At 58.7% G+C, this 21,604-nt stretch carries 17 protein-coding genes and 2 tRNA genes; 10 read left to right on the top strand and 9 right to left on the bottom strand.

Translation table 11 applies throughout. The features are described 5' to 3' along the window. From nthB to VE092_RS01195, 4 genes are all read left to right on the top strand, one after another. On the top strand, positions 1–625 hold a 625-nt coding region (gene nthB / locus VE092_RS01180), incomplete at its 5' end, for a nitrile hydratase subunit beta (protein WP_324873000.1). Next, complete coding sequence (locus VE092_RS01185; protein ID WP_324873002.1) at positions 622–1,863, top strand: GTP-binding protein; 1,242 nt, start codon at positions 622–624, stop codon at positions 1,861–1,863. The genes nthB and VE092_RS01185, both read left to right, overlap by 4 nt. A 24-nt stretch (positions 1,864–1,887) precedes the next feature. Beyond that, positions 1,888–2,937, top strand: coding sequence for a phenylacetaldoxime dehydratase family protein (locus VE092_RS01190; RefSeq protein ID WP_324873004.1), 1,050 nt, complete (start codon positions 1,888–1,890; stop codon positions 2,935–2,937). 469 nt (positions 2,938–3,406) lie between these two features. After that, positions 3,407–4,330 carry a helix-turn-helix domain-containing protein gene (locus VE092_RS01195; protein WP_324873006.1) on the top strand — a complete coding sequence of 308 codons (924 nt, stop codon included), beginning with the start codon at positions 3,407–3,409 and terminating at the stop codon, positions 4,328–4,330. Positions 4,331–4,401: 71 nt separating this feature from the next. On the opposite strand, the gene VE092_RS01200 is transcribed toward VE092_RS01195, so the two are convergent. The 4 genes from VE092_RS01200 to VE092_RS01215 form a co-directional block, all read right to left on the bottom strand. Beyond that, positions 4,402–5,550, bottom strand: a complete 1,149-nt coding sequence (locus VE092_RS01200) for an acyl-CoA dehydrogenase family protein (RefSeq protein ID WP_324873184.1) — start codon at positions 5,548–5,550, stop codon at positions 4,402–4,404. A 36-nt stretch (positions 5,551–5,586) separates the two neighbouring features. Then, positions 5,587–6,789, bottom strand: coding sequence for an acetyl-CoA C-acyltransferase (locus VE092_RS01205; RefSeq protein WP_324873187.1), 1,203 nt, complete (start codon positions 6,787–6,789; stop codon positions 5,587–5,589). Between the two features lie 68 nt (positions 6,790–6,857). After that, positions 6,858–7,622 carry an SDR family NAD(P)-dependent oxidoreductase gene (locus VE092_RS01210; protein ID WP_324873008.1) on the bottom strand — a complete coding sequence of 255 codons (765 nt, stop codon included), beginning with the start codon at positions 7,620–7,622 and terminating at the stop codon, positions 6,858–6,860. Positions 7,623–7,660: 38 nt separating this feature from the next. Then, positions 7,661–9,316: an AMP-binding protein gene (locus VE092_RS01215; protein ID WP_324873010.1), complete on the bottom strand. Its 1,656-nt coding sequence runs from the start codon at positions 9,314–9,316 to the stop codon at positions 7,661–7,663. Positions 9,317–9,445: 129 nt separating this feature from the next. Between VE092_RS01215 and VE092_RS01220 the strand changes: the two genes are divergently transcribed. Further along, positions 9,446–10,486, top strand: a complete 1,041-nt coding sequence (locus tag VE092_RS01220) for an AraC family transcriptional regulator (RefSeq protein WP_324873012.1) — start codon at positions 9,446–9,448, stop codon at positions 10,484–10,486. Positions 10,487–11,039: 553 nt separating this feature from the next. On the opposite strand, the gene VE092_RS01225 is transcribed toward VE092_RS01220, so the two are convergent. The 3 genes from VE092_RS01225 to acs form a co-directional block, all read right to left on the bottom strand. After that, complete coding sequence (locus tag VE092_RS01225; protein WP_324873014.1) at positions 11,040–12,773, bottom strand: methyl-accepting chemotaxis protein; 1,734 nt, start codon at positions 12,771–12,773, stop codon at positions 11,040–11,042. Positions 12,774–13,329: 556 nt separating this feature from the next. Further along, a tRNA-Ser gene (locus VE092_RS01230) sits at positions 13,330–13,420 on the bottom strand. Positions 13,421–13,604: 184 nt separating this feature from the next. Beyond that, a complete protein-coding gene (gene acs, locus VE092_RS01235) occupies positions 13,605–15,587 on the bottom strand; it encodes an acetate--CoA ligase (RefSeq protein WP_324873016.1) in 1,983 nt (660 codons plus the stop codon). A 416-nt stretch (positions 15,588–16,003) separates the two neighbouring features. Between acs and VE092_RS01240 the strand changes: the two genes are divergently transcribed. The 5 genes from VE092_RS01240 (at position 16,004) to VE092_RS01260 (ending at position 19,953) form a co-directional block, all read left to right on the top strand. Continuing rightward, the gene (locus tag VE092_RS01240; RefSeq protein WP_324873018.1) at positions 16,004–16,624 is read left to right on the top strand and encodes a YqhA family protein; all 621 of its coding nucleotides are present in this window, start codon (positions 16,004–16,006) and stop codon (positions 16,622–16,624) included. A gap of 31 nt (positions 16,625–16,655) precedes the next feature. Then, positions 16,656–18,197 (top strand): fumarate hydratase, encoded by a 1,542-nt coding sequence (locus VE092_RS01245; RefSeq protein ID WP_324873020.1) that lies wholly within the window; start codon positions 16,656–16,658, stop codon positions 18,195–18,197. 37 nt (positions 18,198–18,234) lie between these two features. Further along, positions 18,235–19,128: a glutamate racemase gene (gene murI / locus VE092_RS01250; RefSeq protein WP_324873022.1), complete on the top strand. Its 894-nt coding sequence runs from the start codon at positions 18,235–18,237 to the stop codon at positions 19,126–19,128. A gap of 125 nt (positions 19,129–19,253) precedes the next feature. After that, positions 19,254–19,329: transfer RNA gene (locus VE092_RS01255), tRNA-His, on the top strand. Positions 19,330–19,437: 108 nt separating this feature from the next. Then, the gene (locus VE092_RS01260; RefSeq protein WP_309985270.1) at positions 19,438–19,953 is read left to right on the top strand and encodes a hypothetical protein; all 516 of its coding nucleotides are present in this window, start codon (positions 19,438–19,440) and stop codon (positions 19,951–19,953) included. Here the strand turns inward: VE092_RS01260 and VE092_RS01265 are convergent. Both VE092_RS01265 and VE092_RS01270 read right to left on the bottom strand, forming a co-directional pair. After that, positions 19,931–21,034, bottom strand: coding sequence for an IS1595 family transposase (locus VE092_RS01265; RefSeq protein WP_324873027.1), 1,104 nt, complete (start codon positions 21,032–21,034; stop codon positions 19,931–19,933). The two genes, VE092_RS01260 and VE092_RS01265, sit on opposite strands and share 23 nt — an antisense overlap. Before the next feature lie 240 nt (positions 21,035–21,274). Continuing rightward, complete coding sequence (locus VE092_RS01270; protein WP_324873029.1) at positions 21,275–21,577, bottom strand: hypothetical protein; 303 nt, start codon at positions 21,575–21,577, stop codon at positions 21,275–21,277. Positions 21,578–21,604 lie beyond the last annotated feature (27 nt).

Here is a 21,604-nt window from a genome sequence, read left to right on the forward strand (position 1 = left end):
CTTCGGCCGGATTCCGCATACCATCAACAGCCTCGATTACAAGAAGGTCTTCAAGCAAGACTGGGAACACCTGGCCTATACCCTGATGTTCCTGGGTGCCGATCACATGAAGCTCTACAGCGTGGACGAAGTGCGTCACGCGGTGGAACGCATCGAATTCCGCCAGCACGCCAACACCCAGTACTACGAACGCTATGTCATTGCCACCGCATCGCTGCTGGTCGAGCAAGGTGTGCTCACCCAGCAGGAACTCGACGAGGCGCTGGGCTCCCACTTCAAGCTGGCCAGCCCTGCGCAGTCCAAAGGCCGGCCCGCCATCACCGGCCGCCCCCCCTTCGAAGTCGGCGACCGCGTACTGGTGCGCGACGAACGTGTCACCGGCCACATCCGCTGCCCTGGCTATGTCCGTGGTAAGGAAGGCGTGGTGCTCCATCGCACTACCGAACAGTGGCCCTTCCCGGATACCATCGGTCACGGTGACAAGACTGCCGTGATGCAGCCGACTTATCACGTTCAGTTCAGGAACCGTGATGTGTGGGGCGATGCCTGCGATGATGGTTTCGTGGTGGTCGACCTGTTCGAAGCTTATCTGGACAAAGTACCGCAACAGGGTGGACGCGCATGAACAAACCGGCGCCCGAGGTATCGTTGAATGCTCAGGCGCAGAGAATCCCGGTGACGGTGTTATCGGGGTTTCTCGGATCTGGCAAGACCACCTTGCTCAACCATATCCTGCGCAACCGCGCTGGAATGAAAGTGGCGGTGATCGTCAACGACATGAGCGAAGTCAACTTGGATGGCGACGATGTAAGGCGTAACACCGAACTGTACCGTGGCAACGACGAGCTGGTGGAGATGAGCAATGGCTGCATCTGTTGTACCTTGCGCGCCGACCTGCTCGAGCAGGTCAGCGCGCTGGCAAGGTCGGGCCGCTTCGATTATCTGCTGATCGAATCGACCGGCATTTCCGAGCCTATTCCGGTGGCGGAGACCTTTGCCTTTCTCGACAGCGACGGCTTCAGCCTGAGCGAACTGGCGCGACTGGACACAATGGTCACGGTGGTCAACGGCGAAACGTTCGAACAGCAATTGTCTGAACACGCCGCCGTCACGCAGGCCGATGGCGCCAGCACTCGTCGGCTTTCCGACCTGCTCATCGAACAGGTCGAGTATGCCAACGTGATCCTGATCAGCCGCGTCGATCTGATCGATGCCAGCGCCTTCACCGCGCTCAAGGCGGTGCTGCAGACGCTCAATCCGACTGCACGGATTCTGCCGATGGCGCATGGGCAGATCGATCTGGACAAGGTGCTCGATACCAAACTGTTCGATCTGCCTAGCTTGGCCCGAATGCCAGGATGGATGCAGACCATGGAGAGCGATCACCCGCCGTCGGAGGCCGACACCTACGGCATTTCCTCCAGCGTCTATCGCGCAAGACTACCCTTTCATCCGGGGCGCCTGCTGGACTGGCTGGGACGTCCTTGGCGCAATGGCCGCCTGCTGCGCTGCAAGGGCTATCTCTGGATGTCCAGCAGATACCCGGACATCACCATGCTGGCGCAGACCGGAGGTCAGTTCCAGTGGGGCTTCGTGGGGCGCTGGTGGCGTTTCATCGAGCAAGATCAATGGCCACAGGACAGCTATCGTCGGCAAGGCATCCAGGAAAAGTGGGACGCGCTGGTCGGCGACTGCCGGCAGGAACTGGTCTTCATCGGCCAGGACATTGATTGGGACCTGCTGTCCGAGGAGCTCGATGCCTGCTTGCTGACCACCGCCGAAATCGAAGCAGGCCCCGAGGCCTGGGCACAACTACACGGTGCTGCCGCGTTCGAGCAACAGGCCAGCAGCACTTTGCACTGATATTTTCAAAGAAGGAGATTCCGCATGGAATCCGCAATCGACCAGCACCTCAAATGCCCTCGTACTCTTTCGCGCCGGGTTGGCGACGATTACCAGCCCCCCTTCCCGATGTGGGTCGGTCGCGCTGACGAAAGCCTGACCCAGGTGACGATGGCCTACCTCGGCATCCAGTTCAAGGAAGAAAAACGTGCGGACGCGCTGCAGGCCATGCGCCACATCGTCGCCAGCTTCAGTCTACCCGATGGTCCAGGCAACCATGACATGAGCTATCACCTCGACAATGAAGGATATGGCAACTTCATCGTCGTCGGCTATTGGCGTGATGCAGGCCGCTATTGCCGCTGGATGCGTTCGCCCGAAGTGGCCGGATGGTGGGATAGCGAGGCCCGACTCGCCGACGGCATCGGCTACTTCAAGGAAGTGTTCTCGCCGCGCGCCGAACAGTTCGAGACCCTGTATGCCTTCAAGGAAGATCTGCCAGGCGTGGGCGCCGTCATGGACCGCATCAGCGATGACATCGAAGAACACGGATACTGGGGATCGATGCGTGATCGCATCCCCGCTTCACAAGTGGACCGGATGCGCCCTTCCGGCCAACTGGAAGTGATCTCCGGCGACCCCGCAGAAGGCGGCCGGGTGGTGCTCAAGGGCCATGACAACATCGCACTGATTCGCTCCGGCCAGGACTGGGTCGATGCCGACGCAGAGGAGCGGGCGCTCTATTTCAACGAGATGCTGCCACCATTGCAGGATGGCATGGACTTTCTGCGGGACCAGGGAAAGGATATCGGCTGTTACAGCAATCGCTTCGTGCGCAACGTGGACCTGGATGGCAACCTGCTCGATATCGCCTACGACATCGGCCACTGGCGTTCGCTGGATCTGCTGGAACGCTGGGCCGAATCACATCCCACCCACCTGCGCATCTTTACCACCTTCTTCAAGGTCGTCACAGGCTTGAAAAAACTCAGGCTTTATCACGAAGTGTCGGTCTCCGATGGCGCCACGCAATGGCTGGAATACATCAACTGCCATCCGAAAACGGGCATGTTGCGTGACGCCCGGACTTCCTGAGCAGAAACACTCCCTGGCCGCTCAGCCAACAGCGCATCGGCGTGACCACTGGGTAATCGACCCAGTGGTTTTTTTTCGCCCTTTACCGCATCCTGGACAGGGCCCGGAACGATACCTCCCCGGTCTTCCTCCATTGGCTGCACTGTGCAGAAAATCCTTTCCGCTGGCCGCTTTGCAGACCATCGACCGTCTTGGAGTAGGCCCAATCGATCAATCAAACCTCCCCATCAGGACACCCTGCCGTGATAGTCGAAGGCAGGCATAAATTTTGCACAAAACATGTGGCGCCATTGGCAGCGATGCATGAAATTCTATTGCCCTGGCGCGTTCATCTGGCGGATACTTTGCTACCGGGGATCGGTCCTTCAGCAGCCACAATGCTGCACGAAACCAGCCAGCCAAGCTCGTCCGCCAGCCCGGTAATCAGTCACCATGTCTGCATCGACTCGATACATCAGGAGTGCCCCTTATGAAGGCTCAATACACCACTGAGGTCGTCGAAGCGCCACGGCGCTTCGAGTATTGGAATGATGTCGTTTGTCGCCATTGTCTTCGGGCGGACAGCAAGCTGTTGGGAGGACCTGTCTTCGACGGTGCCATGTCCGTGAATTCCATCGGAATGCTCGACATGGCCATCATGAACTCGCCTTTGCACCATTGGCGACGTGATGCGCACCATATTCGTTCAAATCCCGACGACGACCTGTGGCTCGCCTTCATGGTCAGCGGCGAAGCCTTCCTGGCACAGGATGGCCGGCAGACGCGCATGCAATCGGGCGACATGGCCTTGTACGATGGCGCCCGTCCTTTTGAGTTCGCACTGGGCCCCGAGAAAATCTATCTGACGCGCTTGCCGCGCAAGTCCCTGCTGAGCCGCTGCCCGGAGGCCGAACACACGACAGCGCAGTTGATTGATGTCCGTCGGCCCGGTGTGATGGCGCTGCGCTCAATGCTGGAAGAGGCAGGCGCCTGCGAATTCAGCGATGCCGAGTCGGCGGTACGCTACAGCGCCGCCTTGCTGGACGTACTCGCCTTGAGCCTGGCCGCAGCCGGATCCAGGACAACTGCGACAGAAAAGAATGACCTCTACAAACGCGTTCTCGCCTATCTGCGTGAGAACTATACTGACCCGCAGCTCAATCTCCACGTCCTGGCCGCAGCTCACCACGTGTCCGAACGAACCCTGACCCGCGCCTTTGCCCAGCACAACCAGACTCCCATGGATGTGCTGCGCAGGGTGCGACTGCAAGCCAGTTATCGTGCGCTGACCGAAGGCAATGCCGGCAATGTCACCACGGCGGCATTGGACTCCGGGTTCTCCGATTTGTCCCACTTCAGCCGGGTATTTCGGGCAACCTTCGGCTGTACTCCGCAGAGTCTGTTGTCGCACTAGGGCCCTGCTCCTTCCAACAATAAAGGCTGCCGATTGGCAGCCTTTATTGTTGCGTTCGACCTACGCCATGTTCACGAAAGCGCCTGATCGCTGGCAATGGCCCGACCGATGACCAGACGCTGGATATCGTTGGCCCCCTCATAGATCTGACAGATGCGCACATCACGGTAAATGCGCTCGACAGGAAAGTCGCTGGTATAGCCGACGCCACCATGGATCTGGATCGCATCGGAGGCAATTTTCTCGGCTGCCTCGGAAGCGAACATCTTGGCCATGGATGCCTCCTTGAGACAAGGACGCCCCTGATCCTTCAGCTGGGCAGCCCGCCACACCATGAGCCTGGCCGCATCCAGCAAGGTGTTCATGTCGGCCAGGCGGAAATTGACGGCCTGGTGGTCGATGATGGGTACCCCGAACGATTCCCTCTGCCGGGCATAGCTGACGGCGGCCTCGAAGGCCGCACGCGCCATGCCCACGCTCTGCGCTGCGATGCCGATCCGGCCCGCTTCGAGATTGGACAAGGCGATGCGATAGCCATCCCCTTCCTTGCCAAGCAAGGCGGTGGCCGGAACGCGGCAGTGATCGAGCATGATCTGGACCGTATCCGAAGCATGTTGCCCCATCTTTTCTTCACTACGTCCGACTACGAAGCCCGCCGTGTCACACGGTACCAGAAAGCAGGAAATGCCTTTCTTCCCTGCGGACCTGTCGGTGACAGCAAATACGATGGCAACCGCGGCGTGCTTGCCACTGGTGATGAATTGCTTTACCCCGTTCAGAATGAAATAGTCCCCATCGCGCTCGGCTCTGGTCCTGATGGCTGCCGCATCCGAGCCGGTGTGTGGCTCGGTCAGGCAAAAGCAACCCAACATCTCGCCGCGTGCCAGCGGCTTGAGCCACTGCTCCTTCTGGGCCGGGCTACCGTATTTCTCGGTGATGCCACAGGCCAAGGAATTCTGGACCGACACGATGGTGGAGGTGGCACCGTCGCCGGCGGCAATCTCTTCCAGGGCCAGCACCAGACTCATGTAATCCAACCCGGCACCACCCCATTGCTCCGGCACACACATCCCCATCGCGCCCAACTCGGCCAGTTCCCTCAAGGCCTCGGCAGGAAAGGTGTGATGTCTGTCCCAGTCAGCGGCAAATGGTAACAGGCGTTCTTGTGCGAAGTGACGCATGGCATCACGAATCATCTCGTGCTCAGGGCTCAGCAACATGTCCATCTCTTTCTCCATCCAGGCGGTGGTCGACCGTCACGCCATCTCCAGAGCGATGGCAGTCGCTTCGCCACCACCGATGCACAGACTGGCGATACCCGTCTTCAGCCCGCGCGCCTTGAGGGCTCCCAACAAGCTCACGATGATGCGCGCCCCGGAGGCGCCGATAGGATGTCCTAGCGCACAGGCACCGCCATGGACATTGATCTTCTCCATGTCGATGTCCAGTTCCCGGCTGGCCGCCATGGGCACCACCGCAAACGCCTCGTTGATTTCAAACAAATCGGTGCTGGCGGCATTCAATCCGGTCTTGGCGAATATCTTGCGTAACACGCCGATGGGTGCGGTGGGGAATTTCTCCGGCGTGCCGGCATACGAAGCATGACCAAGTATCTTGGCCAAGGGCACCAAGCCCTGCTTCAACGCCTCCGATTCGCGCATCAGCACCAGGGCCGCCGCGCCGTCAGAGATGGAAGAAGAATTGGCCGCAGTGACAGTGCCATCACTACGGAAGGCTGGTTTGAGCGTAGCAATGCGCTCGAGGTCTACCGCCATCGGCCCCTCATCCTGACGGATCACGACGCTGCCCTTCTTTCCCGCCACTTCGACAGCAACCACTTCCCAGTCGAAACCGCCGCTGGTGATCGCCTGGCGTGCACGCAAGGTGGACTGGACCGCGTAGGCATCCTGCTGGTCGCGAGTGAAACCGAACTCGCCGGCGCAATCTTCGGCGAAAGTTCCCATCAGGCGGCCGCGATACTGGTCCGAATAGGCGTCTTCCAGTCCATCGAGGAACATGTGATCCAGCAATCTGTCGTGCCCCAGCCGGTACCCCCTCCTCGCCTTGGGCAGCAGATACGGGGCATTGGACATCGACTCCATGCCGCCTGCTATCACCATCGACGCGGAACCGGCCATTATGCTGTCATGGCCCAGCATGACGGCCTGCATGGCCGAGCCGCAGACCTTGTTCAAGGTAGCGCAGGCTACCGTCTGCGGCAAACCGGCGCGCAAGGCGGCCTGGCGTGCAGGGGACTGACCCAGACCTGCCTGCAGCACACAGCCCATCCATATCTGTTCGATCTGTTCGATCTGCTTCGCAGATAACCGGGCACGTTGCAAAGCAGCCGACATTGCCAACGCCCCCAGGTGTGGCGCCGACAGATCGGCCAGTGCGCCCTGGAAACTGCCCATCACCGTACGGGCGGCCGACACAATCACAACCGGGTCTGCGGACATGTTTTTTCCTTTTGCAGCTTCATTCATATTTCTTCATCTCGCTTGCTGACGTATCCCGCCAAATGGCGCTACTCGGCGCTCATGCGAAGCGCACCATCCATACGAATGACCTCGCCATTCAGGTAGCGGTTTTCCAGGATGTACATAACCAGGCCAGCGAATTCCGACGGCTTACCGAGCCGAGGCGGGAAAGGTACGTTGCGGCTCAGGGATTCCCGGACCTCCTCCGGCATCCCCTCCATCATGGGCGTTTCAATGATGCCGGGTGCGATCGTCATGACGCGTATGCCATGCCGCGCCAGCTCGCGTGCCATCGGCAAGGTCATCGACACCACCCCGCCCTTGGAGGCGGCATAGGCCACCTGCCCCATCTGCCCCTCAAAAGCCGCAATTGAGGCCGTATTGATGATGACGCCACGCTCGCCCTCTGCGTCGGCCTGGCTGGTGCTGATGTGCTGCGCCGCCAGCCGCGCCATGTTGAACGAGCCCACCAGATTGATGTTTAGGGCACGCATGAAGCTGTCCAATCGATGCACGCCGTTCTTGCCCAGCAGTTTCTCGCCCGGCGCAATCCCAGCGCAGTTGACCAGGCCGACTAGCGGCCCCATGGCGCTGGCGACCGTAAAGACCTCCTGCGCGCTGGCCTCGCTGGTGACGTCAGTCAGCACAAATCTGGCATTGGCGCCCAGTGTGGCCTGCATCTTTTCACCGGCCACCGGGTTGACATCGGCCAGCACCACCTCCGCGCCGGCCCTGATGAGCTGCGCAGCAGTGGCAGCGCCCAGCCCGGAAGCGGCGCCGGTGACGACATAGACACCATGTTTGACGGCCATTGTTTCTCCTCGGTTATTCTGGATTGCATCGAACGCGATCACCGCGTTTCAGAGGGGGCAGCACGCCGGTCTGCTTCCATCTTGCGTAACACGAAACGCTGCAGCTTGCCGCTGGGCGTCTTGGGAAGCGCATCGAGAAATTCGATGGCTCGTGGATAGGCATGGGCGGAAAGGCGCCGTTTGACGTGTTGCGCCAATTGTTCCGCCAACTCGTCACTGGCCTTGAACCCGTCCGAAAGGACCACGAAGGCCTTGACGATTTCGGTACGCTCCGGGTCGGGCAGGCCGATGACGGCCACATCGGCCACCGCAGGATGTTCCAGCAGCGCGCTTTCGACATCGAATGGCCCGATCCGGTAGCCGGCCGAGGTAATCACGTCGTCGGAACGACCGATGAAGCTGATGCTGCCGTTTTTCTCCAGCTCGACGTTGTCGCCGGTAGAGTAATAGCCACCAGCGATGGCGGGCGTCTCCTGCTTCCAGTAGCCAGAAAACCAGAACAGCGGCGATTGCGCAATGTCGATGGCCAGTTCGCCGGGCTGGTTCGCACCGAGTTCCTGCCGATTGTCGTCAAGCACCACCACACGATAGCCTGGCATGGCAAAGCCGGCCGACCCAGGCACGACCTCGTGCTGCAAGCCATGATGGTTGTTGACTACCATGCCCAGTTCGGTCTGTCCGTAATGGTCATGAATGGGGACATTCAGGGCGCCGGCGAACCAGCGCACCACCTCTGCATTCAATGGTTCGCCGGCACTGCTGACGGCGCGCAGCCTGCCCTTGACGCTGGAGGCAGCTTCCTCCCCGGCGGCCATCATCATGCGATAGGCGGTGGGGGCGCCGGCCAGGCTGGTGATACCCAGGCGGCGGATGATCTCGTAGGTTCCCTGGACGGTGAATGCCGCTTCGTTGAAGGTAATGCCCTGACCGATGGCCAAGGGTCCGATGATGGCGTAATAGAGACCATAGGCCCAACCCGGATCGGCCATGTTCCAGAATCTGTCCTGCGGCAGCAAGCCGACCGCCTCGCGCATGTAGACCGAGAATGCCTGCAGGGCCGATAGAGGCACCGGCACCCCCTTGGCCGCGCCTGTGGTGCCGGAGGTGGACATCATGAGCATCAAGTCGGCCCCCCTGCGCATTACCGGGGTGAAGTCATCAGATTGCGCGTCCACGGTCGCACGAAAATCGATATCACCCGCGCGCAAGGGGTCGCCGCTCTCCCTGACGGTGCAGACTTGTGGACAATTGGTGATCTCATCGAGCTTGGTCCGGTTGGCCACATTGGTGACGATCAGGCTGGCGCCGCTCAACGCCAGCCGATGTTCTATCGCCTTGGGCCCGAAGGCTGTAAACAGAGGCTGATAGACCGCACCGGCGCGTAGCGTACCGAGCACCGTGGCCAATAGCTCCGGCGTGCGCGGCAGCATTCCAGCCACGATCTGGCCCGGCTGTATGCCTTGCTGCTTGAGCAGATTTGCCACCCGTGCTGCCATCGAACGGACCTGCGCAAAACTGTATTGTTGATGCTCTCCATGTAGGGAGACAAAATCCAGGGCGATATTTTCTCCCTCGATATGCCGATCACAGCACTCGACGCAGGCGTTGATGCCCGTCTCGAAGTCTCCTTGGAACTGCTTTCGCAACGCTTCGCCGCGAAATGCTGTATAGACGTCTACATAGTCCGGCTTCATGGTCTCGTCTCCACTTTGTATTTTTTTGCGCTTACACTTGCGACTTCGCTGTGTATGGCAATAGATACTAGGCGGGCAAAACATTGCGAGCAATGACAAATACCTACTGATTCATTGATCGGATTTACCATGTTGAAAAAAGCCGGCGACACACCTTCGATCCCTTTTGCTTTTGTTGAAGATGCCTTGGACTGTCTGGTCAGGCAGGGATACGACACTGCGCAGGTGCTTAAGGAAGCCGGACTGGTCAGGAATGAGGATGAGCTAGGGCCCGTCACAGCAGAGCAATATGGGGCGTTGTGGCTGGCCATCGCACGCACCACGGACGATGAATTCTTTGGCCTGTCGGCCCGTCCCATGCGCCAGGGAAGTTTCACCTTGCTGTGCCATGCCGTGCTGCATTCGCAGTCGCTGGGGCAGGCCTTGCGCCGGGCATTGCGTTTCCTGCGCATCGTGCTTGATGAGCCCTATGGAGAACTGCGCATCGAAGGCGGCAAGGCGCACATCATCCTGATCAAGAACAGATCGCCCTATCCCGCCTTCGCCTACCGGACCTTTCTGCTACTGCTGCTCGGACTGGCCTGCTGGCTCGTGGGCCGGCGCATTCCCTTGCAGTGCATCGATTTTTCTTGCTCGATTCCCGAAGGAAGGCCTGATTACCTGGAATTCTTCGGGGTGCCCGTCAACTTCAACAAATCGCGCTGCTCCCTGAGCTTCGATGCCATCTATATCGACCTTCCGGTAATACGCTCCGACATCGCCTTGAAGCCCTTCCTGCGTGACGTACCAGCCAACCTGCTGGTACGTTACCGCCACGACACCGGGTGGGTGACCAAGCTGCGAACCTATCTGAAGGAATCTCCTCCGACCGATTGGATGGACTTCGAAGCAATTGCCGAACGGCTCGGTGTATCGCCTGCAACCCTGCGACGCCGCCTACGTGATGAAGGACAGAGCTATGCATCACTCAAGGATGAGATACGTAGTGGCGTTGCCCAGACACTGCTCGGACGAAATGAACTGAGCGTAGCCGCAATAGCTGTTCATCTTGGCTTTACCGAAGCCAGTGCGTTCCACAGAGCCTTCCGTAAATGGACAGGAAAAAGCCCCGGTGCTTACCGGCGAGACTTATTACATGTCAGAGTAACCGATTCAAAGCACTACGAATGACATCGTCCGTAGGAACCTGCATCCAAAGCTAGAGCAGAGTCCTGCTCACGGCAGCGAGCGGGATTACGGAGTGATCGACGTGGCCCTGCTTGGAATTGTCTCGACGCAGCGACATTTGAGACGTCGCCCCGATCAAGGAAATCGCTCTCAGACTCGACATTTCATGCCTAAACTCACTACTTGGCGGAGTTCCGGCGGTCAAATCTCGCGAGCAAAGATTCTCGAATAAGGAGCTTAAGAGCGAAATGCTAGTAGAGCGAACATCAGAACGACCACCGTTCCATGCGGCTCGCAAGCTATCAGTCATAAGTGGCATTCATTTTTTAACTGAGCTGACTCTCACGCGTGCGGCAATTGATAAATCACCGGTGTGGGTCGCTCAACAAATGGGGCATTCAGACTGGACTGTGATCGCTCGAGTTTACGGAAGATGGATCAAGGAGGCTCAACCTGAAGCAGGATCGAAAGCTGTTCAGATATTCAGTCGCTCAGTAAGAGAAGATCAAAAACGGCACCCGAGGGGTGCCGTTTTTGCGTCTAATCCCATCAACTTTCAAAAAGTTTCCCAGTCCTCATCCGCCTTCTTGTGACTGGACGAAGAAACACTCTCCTTGGGCGCATCGCCCTGCTTGGGCAGCGGCACAGGGGAAGCTCGGCGTATTACGGGCTGTTTCGGCTGGGATGGCCGTGGTACGGCACGAGCAGGTGCGGGCACTCTGGGAGCTAGGGTCGCACCACTCACCTTGAATACCCCGGCTGCCGCGCGCAACTCAACCGCCTGTTCCGACATCGCTTGCGCTGCGGCCGCGGCCTGCTCCACCAGTGCCGCATTTTGCTGGGTGACCTGATCCATCTGGACCAGCGCCTGGTTGACCTGTTCGATGCCGGCGGTCTGTTCCGAAGACGCGGCGCTGATCTCGTTCATAATGTCAGTCACGTTTCGCACAGCCTGCACCACTTCGCCGATGGTCTCCCCGGCCTCGTCCACTAATTGCGTACCGCGTCCAACCCGTTCGGCCGATAACGTAATCAAGTCCTTAACGTCCTTGGCCGCTGCAGCACTACGTTGCGCCAGAGAGCGCACTTCGCTGGCAACTACTGCGAAACCACGCCCCTGCTCTCCTGCGCGGGCGGCTTCGACTGCCGCATTGAGCGCAAGAATGTTTGTCTGGAAAGCAATCCCTTCAATCACTGTAATGATGTCGGATACCTTACTGGAGCTATCCGAAATCTCGTTCATGGTGTCAACAACGCGACTGACCACCTCGCCACCCTTGACCGCTAGGCTCGACGCATTCTCAGCGAGAACATTGGCCTGCTTGGCATTATCAGAGTTCTGGCGTACGGTAGAGGTCAATTGCTCCATGCTCGAGGCTGTCTCCTCGAGCGAAGCCGCCTGTTCTTCAGTACGTTGGGACAAGTCGGTATTGCCGGTAGCGATCTCCCCGGCCGCCACTGTGATTGACTCACCAGAAGCCTGGATGCCGCGCACGATATTGGTCAATTGATCTTTCATACTGGCCAGCGATGCCATCAGGCTAGTGCGGTCGTTCGGATTGAGCGCCACGGCGACCGTCAGATCTCCAGCTGCGATGGACTGCGCCACCGAGGCTGCCTGAGCGGGTTCGCCGCCCAGAGCATGAAGGATGCTACGGGTGATGGTAAAACCAGCGACGATGGCCAACAGGATGGTTAAGGAACCAGCACCGATAAGGGTCCACAACGTTGACTTGCTCAAGGTATGGACCTGTTCGCTCCGAGCCGACAGCAGCGATTCCTCGGCCTGCACGAATTCTTGCTGCACGGCACGGAAGCGATCCATAAAAATCTTGTCGTGGGTGGCACCGAAATAAGTCTGCAGTTCCTGGTTGGAGGCGCTGGCATTGGCCTGTTTTCTCAGCCTCATCAGCATCTGGTCGACTTCCTCGATCTTGTCCGTCAGATCAAGCATTTCGACCAGGCGTTTCTGCTGGGCGGGGTTGTCGGCCGTGAGCGACTTTGCCTTATCGAAGGCCGTGCGAAAATTCTTGCGTCCACTCTTATATGGATCGAGAAATGCTTCATTGCCCGAGGCAACATAGCCTCGAATGCCAGTTTCGATATTGACCATGTTGAGCAGCATATCGTCGGCCGCACCCATCACTTCATAGGTATGGACGTTCATTGCACTGGCTTCTTCAAGCCTGGAAAAATTGAACAAGGACACGCTACTGCCAATCAGCGAGACTAAGACCAGCGCCAGAAATGAAAGGCCCAACTTTCTGGCGACCGTGAGTGACGAAAACATGTTTTCCCCTAGATGAAAATGTATTGGCGATATGGAGTTTGGGTTCGTGCGTTGGATTGCGCTGGGCACGACGACGAAAGAGCCCCCTCTTGTCGACGCGCCGGCAGGCAATCCACCCTAATTTGTATTGCAAAACTCGCACGGAGCTACAACGGCGGCAGGCCTTGCGATCAAGATCAATTTTCCCGACCGCCGTGTCAGCTTTCGAGGATTCTGTGCTCACACAACAGTCCAAGCGTTACTGATGTGAATTAATTGCAAATTAATCACAAAGCTGAGGAAAGGCTGTAATCTTGTCAGTTAAGCAAAAGATTCCGAAGCAATCCGTTGCAGGATGTCTCAGCGGAAAGAACTTGACCATGCAAAAGAGAGTGGCCGCCCATATTTTTCATTCCGTCCGAGGAATAGACTGGCGGATTTTGAATCTTGAATATTGGTTTTAAAGCTGGCATTTTTGTTGTCATTTGGTTGCCAACCGCATCCTATTCAGGCCCATTTAAGGGGCGCAAAAAAAAACGCCTAACTATTGAAACTCAATAAGTTAGGCGTTTTGTTCTGGCGGAGAGGGGGGGATTCGAACCCCCGATAGGCTATGAACCTATACACGCTTTCCAGGCGTGCGACTTAAACCACTCATCCACCTCTCCTGGATTTGTGTTCGCATTCAGCGAAGCCATGCATTATAGCAAGCTTCCCAAAGAAGCCAAGTCTTTTCTAAACATTTTTCCAAAAAGACCATGAAAAAGCCGGCAGGTATGGGCCGAATCCTTCTCGCCCTGCCCTGCCGGCTTGCAGGCGACCGTTCGGGACGCCCGTTTGTGCCGTTGTCGCTTACTGCGCTTCCTTCAACTGATCCAGGATGGCCGGGTTTTCCAGTGTGGAGACGTCCTGCGTGATCGCTTCGCCCTTGGCCAGCACGCGCAGCAGGCGGCGCATGATCTTGCCGGAGCGGGTCTTGGGCAGGTTGTCGCCGAAACGGATTTCCTTGGGCTTGGCGATCGGGCCGATTTCCTTGGCGACCCAGTCACGCAGTTCCTTGGCGATCTGCTTGGCCTCCTCACCGGTGGGACGCGGGCGCTTCAGGACCACGAAGGCGCAGATCGATTCGCCGGTGGTTTCGTCCGGCTTGCCCACCACGGCGGCCTCGGCCACGATGCTGTTGGCCACCAGCGCCGATTCGATTTCCATGGTGCCCATGCGGTGACCGGAGACGTTCAGCACGTCGTCGATGCGGCCGGTGATGGTGAAGTAGCCGGTGTCCTTGTTACGCACCGCGCCATCGCCGGCGAGGTAGATGTTGCCACCCAGTTCTTCAGGGAAATAGCTCTTCTTGAAGCGCTCGGGATCGTTCCAGATGGTACGGATCATCGAGGGCCAAGGACGCTTGACGACCAGGATGCCGCCGTTGCCGTTGGGGATGTCCACCCCGGTTTCATCGACGATGGCGGCGGTGATGCCAGGCAGCGGCAGCGTGCACGAACCCGGGACCTGCGGGGTCGCACCCGGCAGGGGCGAGATCATGTGACCACCGGTCTCGGTCTGCCAGAAGGTGTCGACGATGGGGCATTTTTCGTGGCCGACGTTCCTGTAGTACCACATCCAGGCTTCCGGGTTGATGGGCTCACCCACCGAGCCCAGGATGCGCAGGGACGACAGGTCGTACTGCTTGGGATGGACCTTCTCGTCGGCATCGGCGGCCTTGATCAGCGAGCGGATGGCGGTCGGTGCGGTGTAGAAGATAGTGGCCTTGTGGCGCGCCACCATGTCCCAGAAGCGTCCGGCGTTGGGATAGGTCGGCACGCCCTCGAAGACGATCTGGGTCGCGCCCACGGCCAGCGGGCCATAGGCGATATAGGTGTGGCCGGTGATCCACCCAATGTCGGCGGTACACCAGTAGACATCGTCGGGCTTGATGTCGAAGGTCCACTTCATGGTCAGCACGGCCCACAGCAGGTAGCCAGCCGAAGCATGCTGCACGCCCTTGGGCTTGCCGGTGGAACCGGAGGTGTAGAGGATGAACAGGGGGTGCTCGGCATCCACCCATTCCGGCTCGCAGACATCGGACTGGTTGGCCAGCACGTCGGAGAGCCAGAGGTCACGACCCTCGACCCAGTTGATCTCGGCACCGGCACGCTTGTAGACGACCACGTGCTTGAGGGTATCGCAGCCGCCCATGGCCAGAGCTTCATCGACGATGGACTTCAAGGCCAGCTGCTTGCCGCCGCGGACCTGGTAGTCGGCGGTCAGCACGGCCACGGCGCCGGCATCGATCACGCGTTCGTGCAGGGACTTGGCGGAGAAGCCGCCGAACACCACCGAGTGGGTGGCACCGATGCGGGCGCAGGCCTGCATGGCGGCCACGCCTTCCACCGACATCGGCATGTAGATGACCACGCGGTCACCCTTCTTGATGCCCAGCGATTTCAGGCCATTGGCGAACTGGCAGACCTTCTGGTGCAGCTCGCGGTAGGACACGCGGGTGACCTTGCCATCGTCGGACTCGAAGATGACGGCAGTCTTGTCGGCATTGCCGTTCTCCAGGTTCACGTCCAGGCAGTTGTACGAGACGTTGACCTGGCCATCGGCGAACCATTTGTAGAACGGTGCGTTCGATTCATCCAGGGTCTGGGTGAAGGGCTTGTGCCACTTGAGGTTGTCCTTGGCCAGCCTGGCCCAGGTGCCTTCGTAATCCTTGGCGAATTCGGCGTTCAGGGCCTGGTAGGCCTCCATACCGGAAATGGCGGCGTGCTTGACCAGCTCGGCCGGCGGCGCGAATACGCGGTTTTCTTGCTTGAAAGTTTCGATGTCTGCCACGGTAGTCTCCACTAGGTTTGTTTTTGCTTTCCGCAAAACATAGGCCGTTTCACTTACTCAGTCCTTACACATGCTGCGCCGTCACCGCGCGCAAACCCGCCTGCACTCCGGCCCGGCGGGCCATGCGGCGGCTTGCGCGAAGGATGACGAGGCATGTCGGCACTGGCCTCCACTGACGAAGACCTTCATATTGCCCTTATGTTCAGAACAACATTTGTGCATTTTGGCACAGGCCGGTGTTTCCCGCAGGCACCTGATTGCTCACATTTGATCCAGGGCAGGATGAAGCGATCCCGCCGGATTGTGCCCAAGGGCGTGTAGAATACGGCCCCAAATCCGAGGCCAGGCCGCTTTCGCCCGGCGACACAATCGGATACCGCACCCACTCGCCAGAAATCCAGCGTACTCCAGAGAACATGACCAGCCCGTCACCCAAGATTCCCCGCAAGATCGGCATCCTGCCCAACCTGATTTTCATGAGCCGCTGGCTGCAGCTGCCGCTGTACCTGGGCCTGATCCTGGCGCAATGCGTCTACGTCTATCACTTCTGGGTCGAACTGTCGGACCTGATCGGCGCGGCCATGGGCAGTGCCAGCTCGCTGGACCATATCCTCGATGCGGTGGCCATCCCCGGCGCCACCCGCCCCGACAAGCTCAACGAACAGACCATCATGCTGGTGGTACTGGCCCTGATCGACGTGGTGATGATTTCCAACCTGCTGATCATGGTGATCGTGGGCGGCTACGAGACCTTCGTCTCGCGCATGAACCTGGAAGGCCATCCCGACCAGCCGGAATGGCTGTCGCACGTGAATGCCTCGGTGCTCAAGGTCAAGCTGGCCACAGCCATCATCGGCATTTCCTCGATCCACCTGTTGAAGACCTTCATCAATGCCAATCTGTACGACGCCAAGACGCTCATCGCGCAGACCGGCATCCATATCGCCTTCCTGCTGTCGGCCATGGCCATCGCCTATTGCGACCGGCTGATGGTGCATCCCGGCGCGCACGGCGACGATCCGTCCGACAAGCACTGACCCCGTATCACCAAACCTGAGAGAACCAGCCATGACCATCATCAAGCAAGACGATCTCATCGAATCCGTAGCCGCCGCGCTGCAGTACATCAGCTACTACCATCCGGCCGACTATATCCAGCACCTGGCCCGCGCCTATGAGTCCGAGCAAAGCCCGGCGGCCAAGGATGCGATCGCGCAGATCCTGACCAACTCGCGCATGTGCGCCGAGGGCAAGCGTCCGATCTGCCAGGACACCGGCATCGTCAACGTGTTCCTGAAGATCGGCATGGGCGTGCGCTTCGAGGGCTTCTCGGGCTCGATCGCCGACGCCGTCAACGAAGGCGTGCGTCGCGGCTACTCGCACCCGGACAACGTGCTGCGCGCCTCCATCGTGGCCGACCCGCAGTTCGAACGCAAGAACACCAAGGACAACACGCCTGCCGTGATCCACATGGAACTGGTGCCGGGCAATACGGTTGACGTACAGATCGCCGCCAAGGGCGGTGGCTCCGAGAACAAGACCAAGTTCGTCATGCTGAACCCTTCCGACAACCTGGTGGACTGGGTCCTGAAGACCGTGCCGACCATGGGCGCCGGCTGGTGCCCGCCGGGCATGCTGGGCATCGGCATCGGCGGTACCGCCGAGAAGGCCATGCTGATGGCCAAGGAAGTGCTGATGGAAGACATCGACATGTACGAACTCCTGAAGCGCGGCCCGCAGAACAAGACCGAAGAGCTGCGTATCGAGCTCTATGAGAAGGTCAACGCACTGGGCATCGGCGCACAGGGCCTGGGCGGCCTGACCACCGTACTGGACGTGAAGATCATGATGCACCCGACCCACGCGGCCTCCAAGCCGGTGGCGATGATCCCCAACTGTGCCGCGACCCGTCACGGCCACTTCGTGCTGGACGGCTCCGGCCCGGCCTACATGGAACCGCCGTCGCTGTCGGACTGGCCCGAAGTGCACTGGGTGGCCGACACCGAGAAATCCAAGCGCGTCAACCTGGATACCCTGACCAAGGAAGAAGTCGCCTCCTGGAAACCGGGCCAGACCCTGCTGTTGAACGGCAAGATGCTGACCGGCCGCGATGCTGCCCACAAGCGCATCCAGGACATGCTGGCCAAGGGCGAGAAGCTGCCGGTGGACTTCACCAACCGCGTGATCTACTACGTCGGCCCGGTCGATCCGGTACGCGACGAAGTGGTGGGCCCGGCGGGTCCGACCACCGCCACCCGCATGGACAAGTTCACCGACATGATGCTGGAACAGACCGGACTGATCTCCATGATCGGCAAGTCCGAGCGCGGCCCGGCTGCCATCGAGGCGATCAAGAAGCACAAGTCGGCCTACCTGATGGCCGTGGGTGGTTCGGCCTACCTGGTGTCCAAGGCGATCAAGTCGGCCAAGGTACTGGGCTTTGCCGACCTGGGCATGGAAGCCATCTACGAGTTCGACGTCAAGGACATGCCGGTGACGGTGGCCGTCGACGCCAACGGTATCTCGGTGCACAACACCGGGCCGGCCGAGTGGAAGGAAAAGATCGCCCAGAGCGTCTCCCTGTCCAAGATCCCCGTCACCACCGCCTGAGCCACGCCAGACGATCCGCAGGAGCGCGCGCAGCACCATGAATGAAGCAGTCAAGCAAGCCGCCGCGCCTTCTGCAGGACAATCTGCCAGCCCGACCCCGATGCCGACCGCAGCCGATGCCGCGGTCGGCATTTTCGATTCGGGCGTCGGCGGCTTGTCGGTGCTGCGTCACATCCGGGCCGCCCTGCCCCGCGAAAAGCTGCTCTACTTCGCCGACTCCGGCTACGCCCCCTACGGCGACAAGAGTGAGGTCCAGATCGTGGAACGGTCGCTGTCCATTGCCGCGTTCTTTGTCGGCCAGCAGGTCAAGGCGCTGGTGGTGGCCTGCAATACCGCCACCGCCGCTGCGATCCAGGCCATTCGCGCACAATGGCCGCGGCTGGTGGTGGTCGGCATCGAACCCGGCCTGAAGCCGGCCGCCCAAGAGACCCGCAGCGGCACCGTGGGCGTATTGGCGACCCGCAGCACGCTGGCCAGCAAACGCTTTGCCTTGCTGCAGCAGCAGATGGAGGAGCAGTACCGGGTGCGCTTCCTGCCGCAGGCCTGCGTCGGCCTGGTGGACCTGATCGAAAAAGGCGAACTGTACTCGCCGGCCACGGTGCAATTGCTGGAGCGCTACCTGCAGCCGTTGTTGGACCAGGGTGCCGATACCCTGGTACTGGGCTGCACCCACTACCCCTTCGTGCGGCCGGCCATCGAGAGCGTATGCAGGCGTCTGGCGGGCGAAGTGCCGGACATCATCGATACCGGCCAGGCCGTCACGCGGCACCTGGCACGCCTGCTGGAAACACAAGGATTGCTGGCGCAGGCCGCCACCGGCTCGCTGGCCGGCTTCACCACGGCCAGCCAGTCCACGCTGGATAACGCCTTCCGCAGCCTTCTGCAGCTGGCGCCACCGGTACAGGCGCTGCAGCCACAAGGCAGCGCCTGAAGGGAAAACGGGAATGTTCGGCGAACTTTCCTTTTTGCATCGAAATTATGTTGCCATTCCTCGCAAGTGTTTGTATAATCTTTTGCTTACTTGATGACGGACGCAAGTCTGTCTGACAGTCGACGGTGGCTGTAGCTCAGTTGGTAGAGTCCAGGATTGTGATTCCTGTCGTCGTGGGTTCGAGTCCCATCAGCCACCCCAAAGATTCAAATGAAAAGCCCGGTCCTGGTGACCGGGCTTTTTGTTTTGCGGCGCCATTTTGCCCCTGATGCCCTTGAGTCTACCCGAGGATTCTGATGTACTTGGGAGATGAGCATACGTACTCCACCCTCATTAGTATGGCTGATCAAAAAGCGGGCTAGGCTGAATGGGAAAATTCAGAAAGCATCCAAAGCTATTGAACGCTTAGAAAAGCTGGAAAGCGACCGCGCCAACTGGCAAGCCGATTTGATTGCAATCGATCGCGCGTTAGGGATGCATGACATTCAGGTTGATGTCGAGTGCATTCCTTCCGTTGCGCCGATAGAAAAAAGGATCCTTGCATACGGAGAGGTGTCGCGCGCTCTTCTCCGATTTCTGCGCGAAAGTGGTGGGCAGCCGCTTTCAACGGACACGTTAGCAATGATGCTGATGGAATGCGGAGCTGTACCGAAAAAAAGCACTGAGGATCCTATAGCCTCAGAAATAACCTATAGACGATTTCGAGAGTCAGTTCATAACCGGCTGAAAAATTTGGCGAAAGACAACGAAATTGAGCGGGCCCCCTGCGAAAAGGGTAGCCGAGTGACCCGCTGGCTCCTAATTACAGACGCTCTGGATAATTAGGCATGCCGTCGTACTCGCCCGCCAATCGATGCCCTTGGTTGTACCCTCTCCAAACCTTTGACAGGCCGCTTCCGAACACCGCTTTCAAAAGGGCCTGAAATTTCTGGTTCAAAGTTGAAAACCGCATATCTTCCCGCCAAGCGAACTCATTCGCATATAGCGCGCAATACTTCGGCCGCATACCGTGCAGGACCCCAAATTCAGAACGCCTCATACGCGACATGAAAGACTCAGCTTGATTTTGGTTTACCTCATCTCTTGAATATTCTTCTGAGTGGTTAACGGCCTTGTGGTTGAACCACTTACCAAGCTTGGTATAGGCAGAGCTGAAATCCGTCATTAGGACAAATGCGTCTTTGTCAACATATGTTCTTATTGGCCCGAGCACATGTTGTGATGATTCAGACTCCACGATCACAATACGAGTCTTCGTAGCCCCGACGCCTCTCATTGGTGACACTTCGCGCATCACCACCACGACTCGCCTGTTCTTGAGCTTTTCCGCATTCCAGGGCTCAATTGAATCGCCTCGTCGAGGCGGAATAATGCCGGCCTTTCGATTTCTAAGCCTTGAGTTCACTATTGCAGATGTGATTCGCTTCCGCACATTCGGCCTGCGGGGCTTGCCGCAAAAGTGACCGCCATCAATGTGAACAATGCCGCGGAGAGGTGTTATATCGCGTTGCTCGTAGAGTGATTCGCGCAGCTTTCCATGCAAGATGAATATCGTACGCAAGGTCACGCCCAGCATGGCGTGTGACTTGTTGGCCGCTTCTGACTTAGGCGACGCAACAAAAATAAACATCGCAACAAGTAATGTTCTGAGAGGTAGCCGCCGACGATCAAGAATAGTCCCCGTTGTAACGCTGAAGATGGCGTCGCACTTCTTGCAACGCCATTGACGCCGGTGCTTTCGGTAATAATGCTGCCCGCGCTCATTGCAGAACGGGCAGATTATTGAATTGCGTCCGCCCCATCGATATTCAATGAATTTCTCCAAAGCTTGATCTTCAGATAATTCGGTGAATGTGAACAAGTTGATGTCGCGATACGCCTTGGATTGGCAGAAAATTTGAGCCATTTCAGTTCCTAAGATAGCTGCCCTGCAGGCGCAGGGCTCTTGGTTGCAAACATGAAATGACGTAGCGCAAAAGATTCGGATAATGAGAATCCCGCACCCGGACGTTGACAATCCGGGCTTGCTGGCACAAGATATGGACACAGGCGCTACGCTTGTGGCACATCAAGGGGTCCCAGTCCGCTCCGACGGATTGTCGGACCCCGTGCTTTTTTCTACGCCGCTTTCCGTCGTCTTCCTCTTTTATTCCTCCTTTCCCATAGGTTTATCAATGAACATGCTGGCGATTGGCTGTGGTGCCGCCGCGCCGGCGCTCAGATTAGTCAGCCATTTCGCCACTTCGTGTGTTTTGGCAAACCGGCCTCGACGATTTTCAATCGCAAAGATCCTAACCGGAACGGTTCCGTTTCTGACTGCCTTACGAAAAGATTGCGCGGAGACATATCCCAATGTGAGCCAAAGGTTCCTACCGTGAAGCAGCGGGCCGTAACGTTCTAACAAGAACGCTTCGGGATCACTGCTTTGAGGCTTATCAGTATTGGTCATGGTAAATGGCACGAAAGCACGCTAAGC

Source organism: Herbaspirillum sp., from assembly GCF_035644555.1.
GTDB lineage: Bacteria > Pseudomonadota > Gammaproteobacteria > Burkholderiales > Burkholderiaceae_D > Herbaspirillum.

Excerpts from the sequence above, each read along its gene's own strand:
- VE092_RS01195 (WP_324873006.1), top strand. The coding sequence starts at position 3,407 with ATGAAGGCTCAATACACCACTGAGGTCGTCGAAGCGCCACGGCGCTTC.
- VE092_RS01260 (WP_309985270.1), top strand. The coding sequence starts at position 19,438 with ATGAGCATACGTACTCCACCCTCATTAGTATGGCTGATCAAAAAGCGG.
- VE092_RS01210 (WP_324873008.1), bottom strand. The coding sequence starts at position 7,622 with ATGGCCGTCAAACATGGTGTCTATGTCGTCACCGGCGCCGCTTCCGGG.
- VE092_RS01205 (WP_324873187.1), bottom strand. The coding sequence starts at position 6,789 with ATGTCCGCAGACCCGGTTGTGATTGTGTCGGCCGCCCGTACGGTGATG.
- VE092_RS01190 (WP_324873004.1), top strand. The coding sequence starts at position 1,888 with ATGGAATCCGCAATCGACCAGCACCTCAAATGCCCTCGTACTCTTTCG.
- VE092_RS01220 (WP_324873012.1), top strand. The coding sequence starts at position 9,446 with ATGTTGAAAAAAGCCGGCGACACACCTTCGATCCCTTTTGCTTTTGTT.
- VE092_RS01225 (WP_324873014.1), bottom strand. The coding sequence starts at position 12,773 with ATGTTTTCGTCACTCACGGTCGCCAGAAAGTTGGGCCTTTCATTTCTG.
- VE092_RS01270 (WP_324873029.1), bottom strand. The coding sequence starts at position 21,577 with ATGACCAATACTGATAAGCCTCAAAGCAGTGATCCCGAAGCGTTCTTG.
- VE092_RS01240 (WP_324873018.1), top strand. The coding sequence starts at position 16,004 with ATGACCAGCCCGTCACCCAAGATTCCCCGCAAGATCGGCATCCTGCCC.
- VE092_RS01215 (WP_324873010.1), bottom strand. The coding sequence starts at position 9,316 with ATGAAGCCGGACTATGTAGACGTCTATACAGCATTTCGCGGCGAAGCG.
- VE092_RS01245 (WP_324873020.1), top strand. The coding sequence starts at position 16,656 with ATGACCATCATCAAGCAAGACGATCTCATCGAATCCGTAGCCGCCGCG.
- murI (WP_324873022.1), top strand. The coding sequence starts at position 18,235 with ATGAATGAAGCAGTCAAGCAAGCCGCCGCGCCTTCTGCAGGACAATCT.
- VE092_RS01200 (WP_324873184.1), bottom strand. The coding sequence starts at position 5,550 with ATGTTGCTGAGCCCTGAGCACGAGATGATTCGTGATGCCATGCGTCAC.
- VE092_RS01185 (WP_324873002.1), top strand. The coding sequence starts at position 622 with ATGAACAAACCGGCGCCCGAGGTATCGTTGAATGCTCAGGCGCAGAGA.
- VE092_RS01265 (WP_324873027.1), bottom strand. The coding sequence starts at position 21,034 with ATGGCTCAAATTTTCTGCCAATCCAAGGCGTATCGCGACATCAACTTG.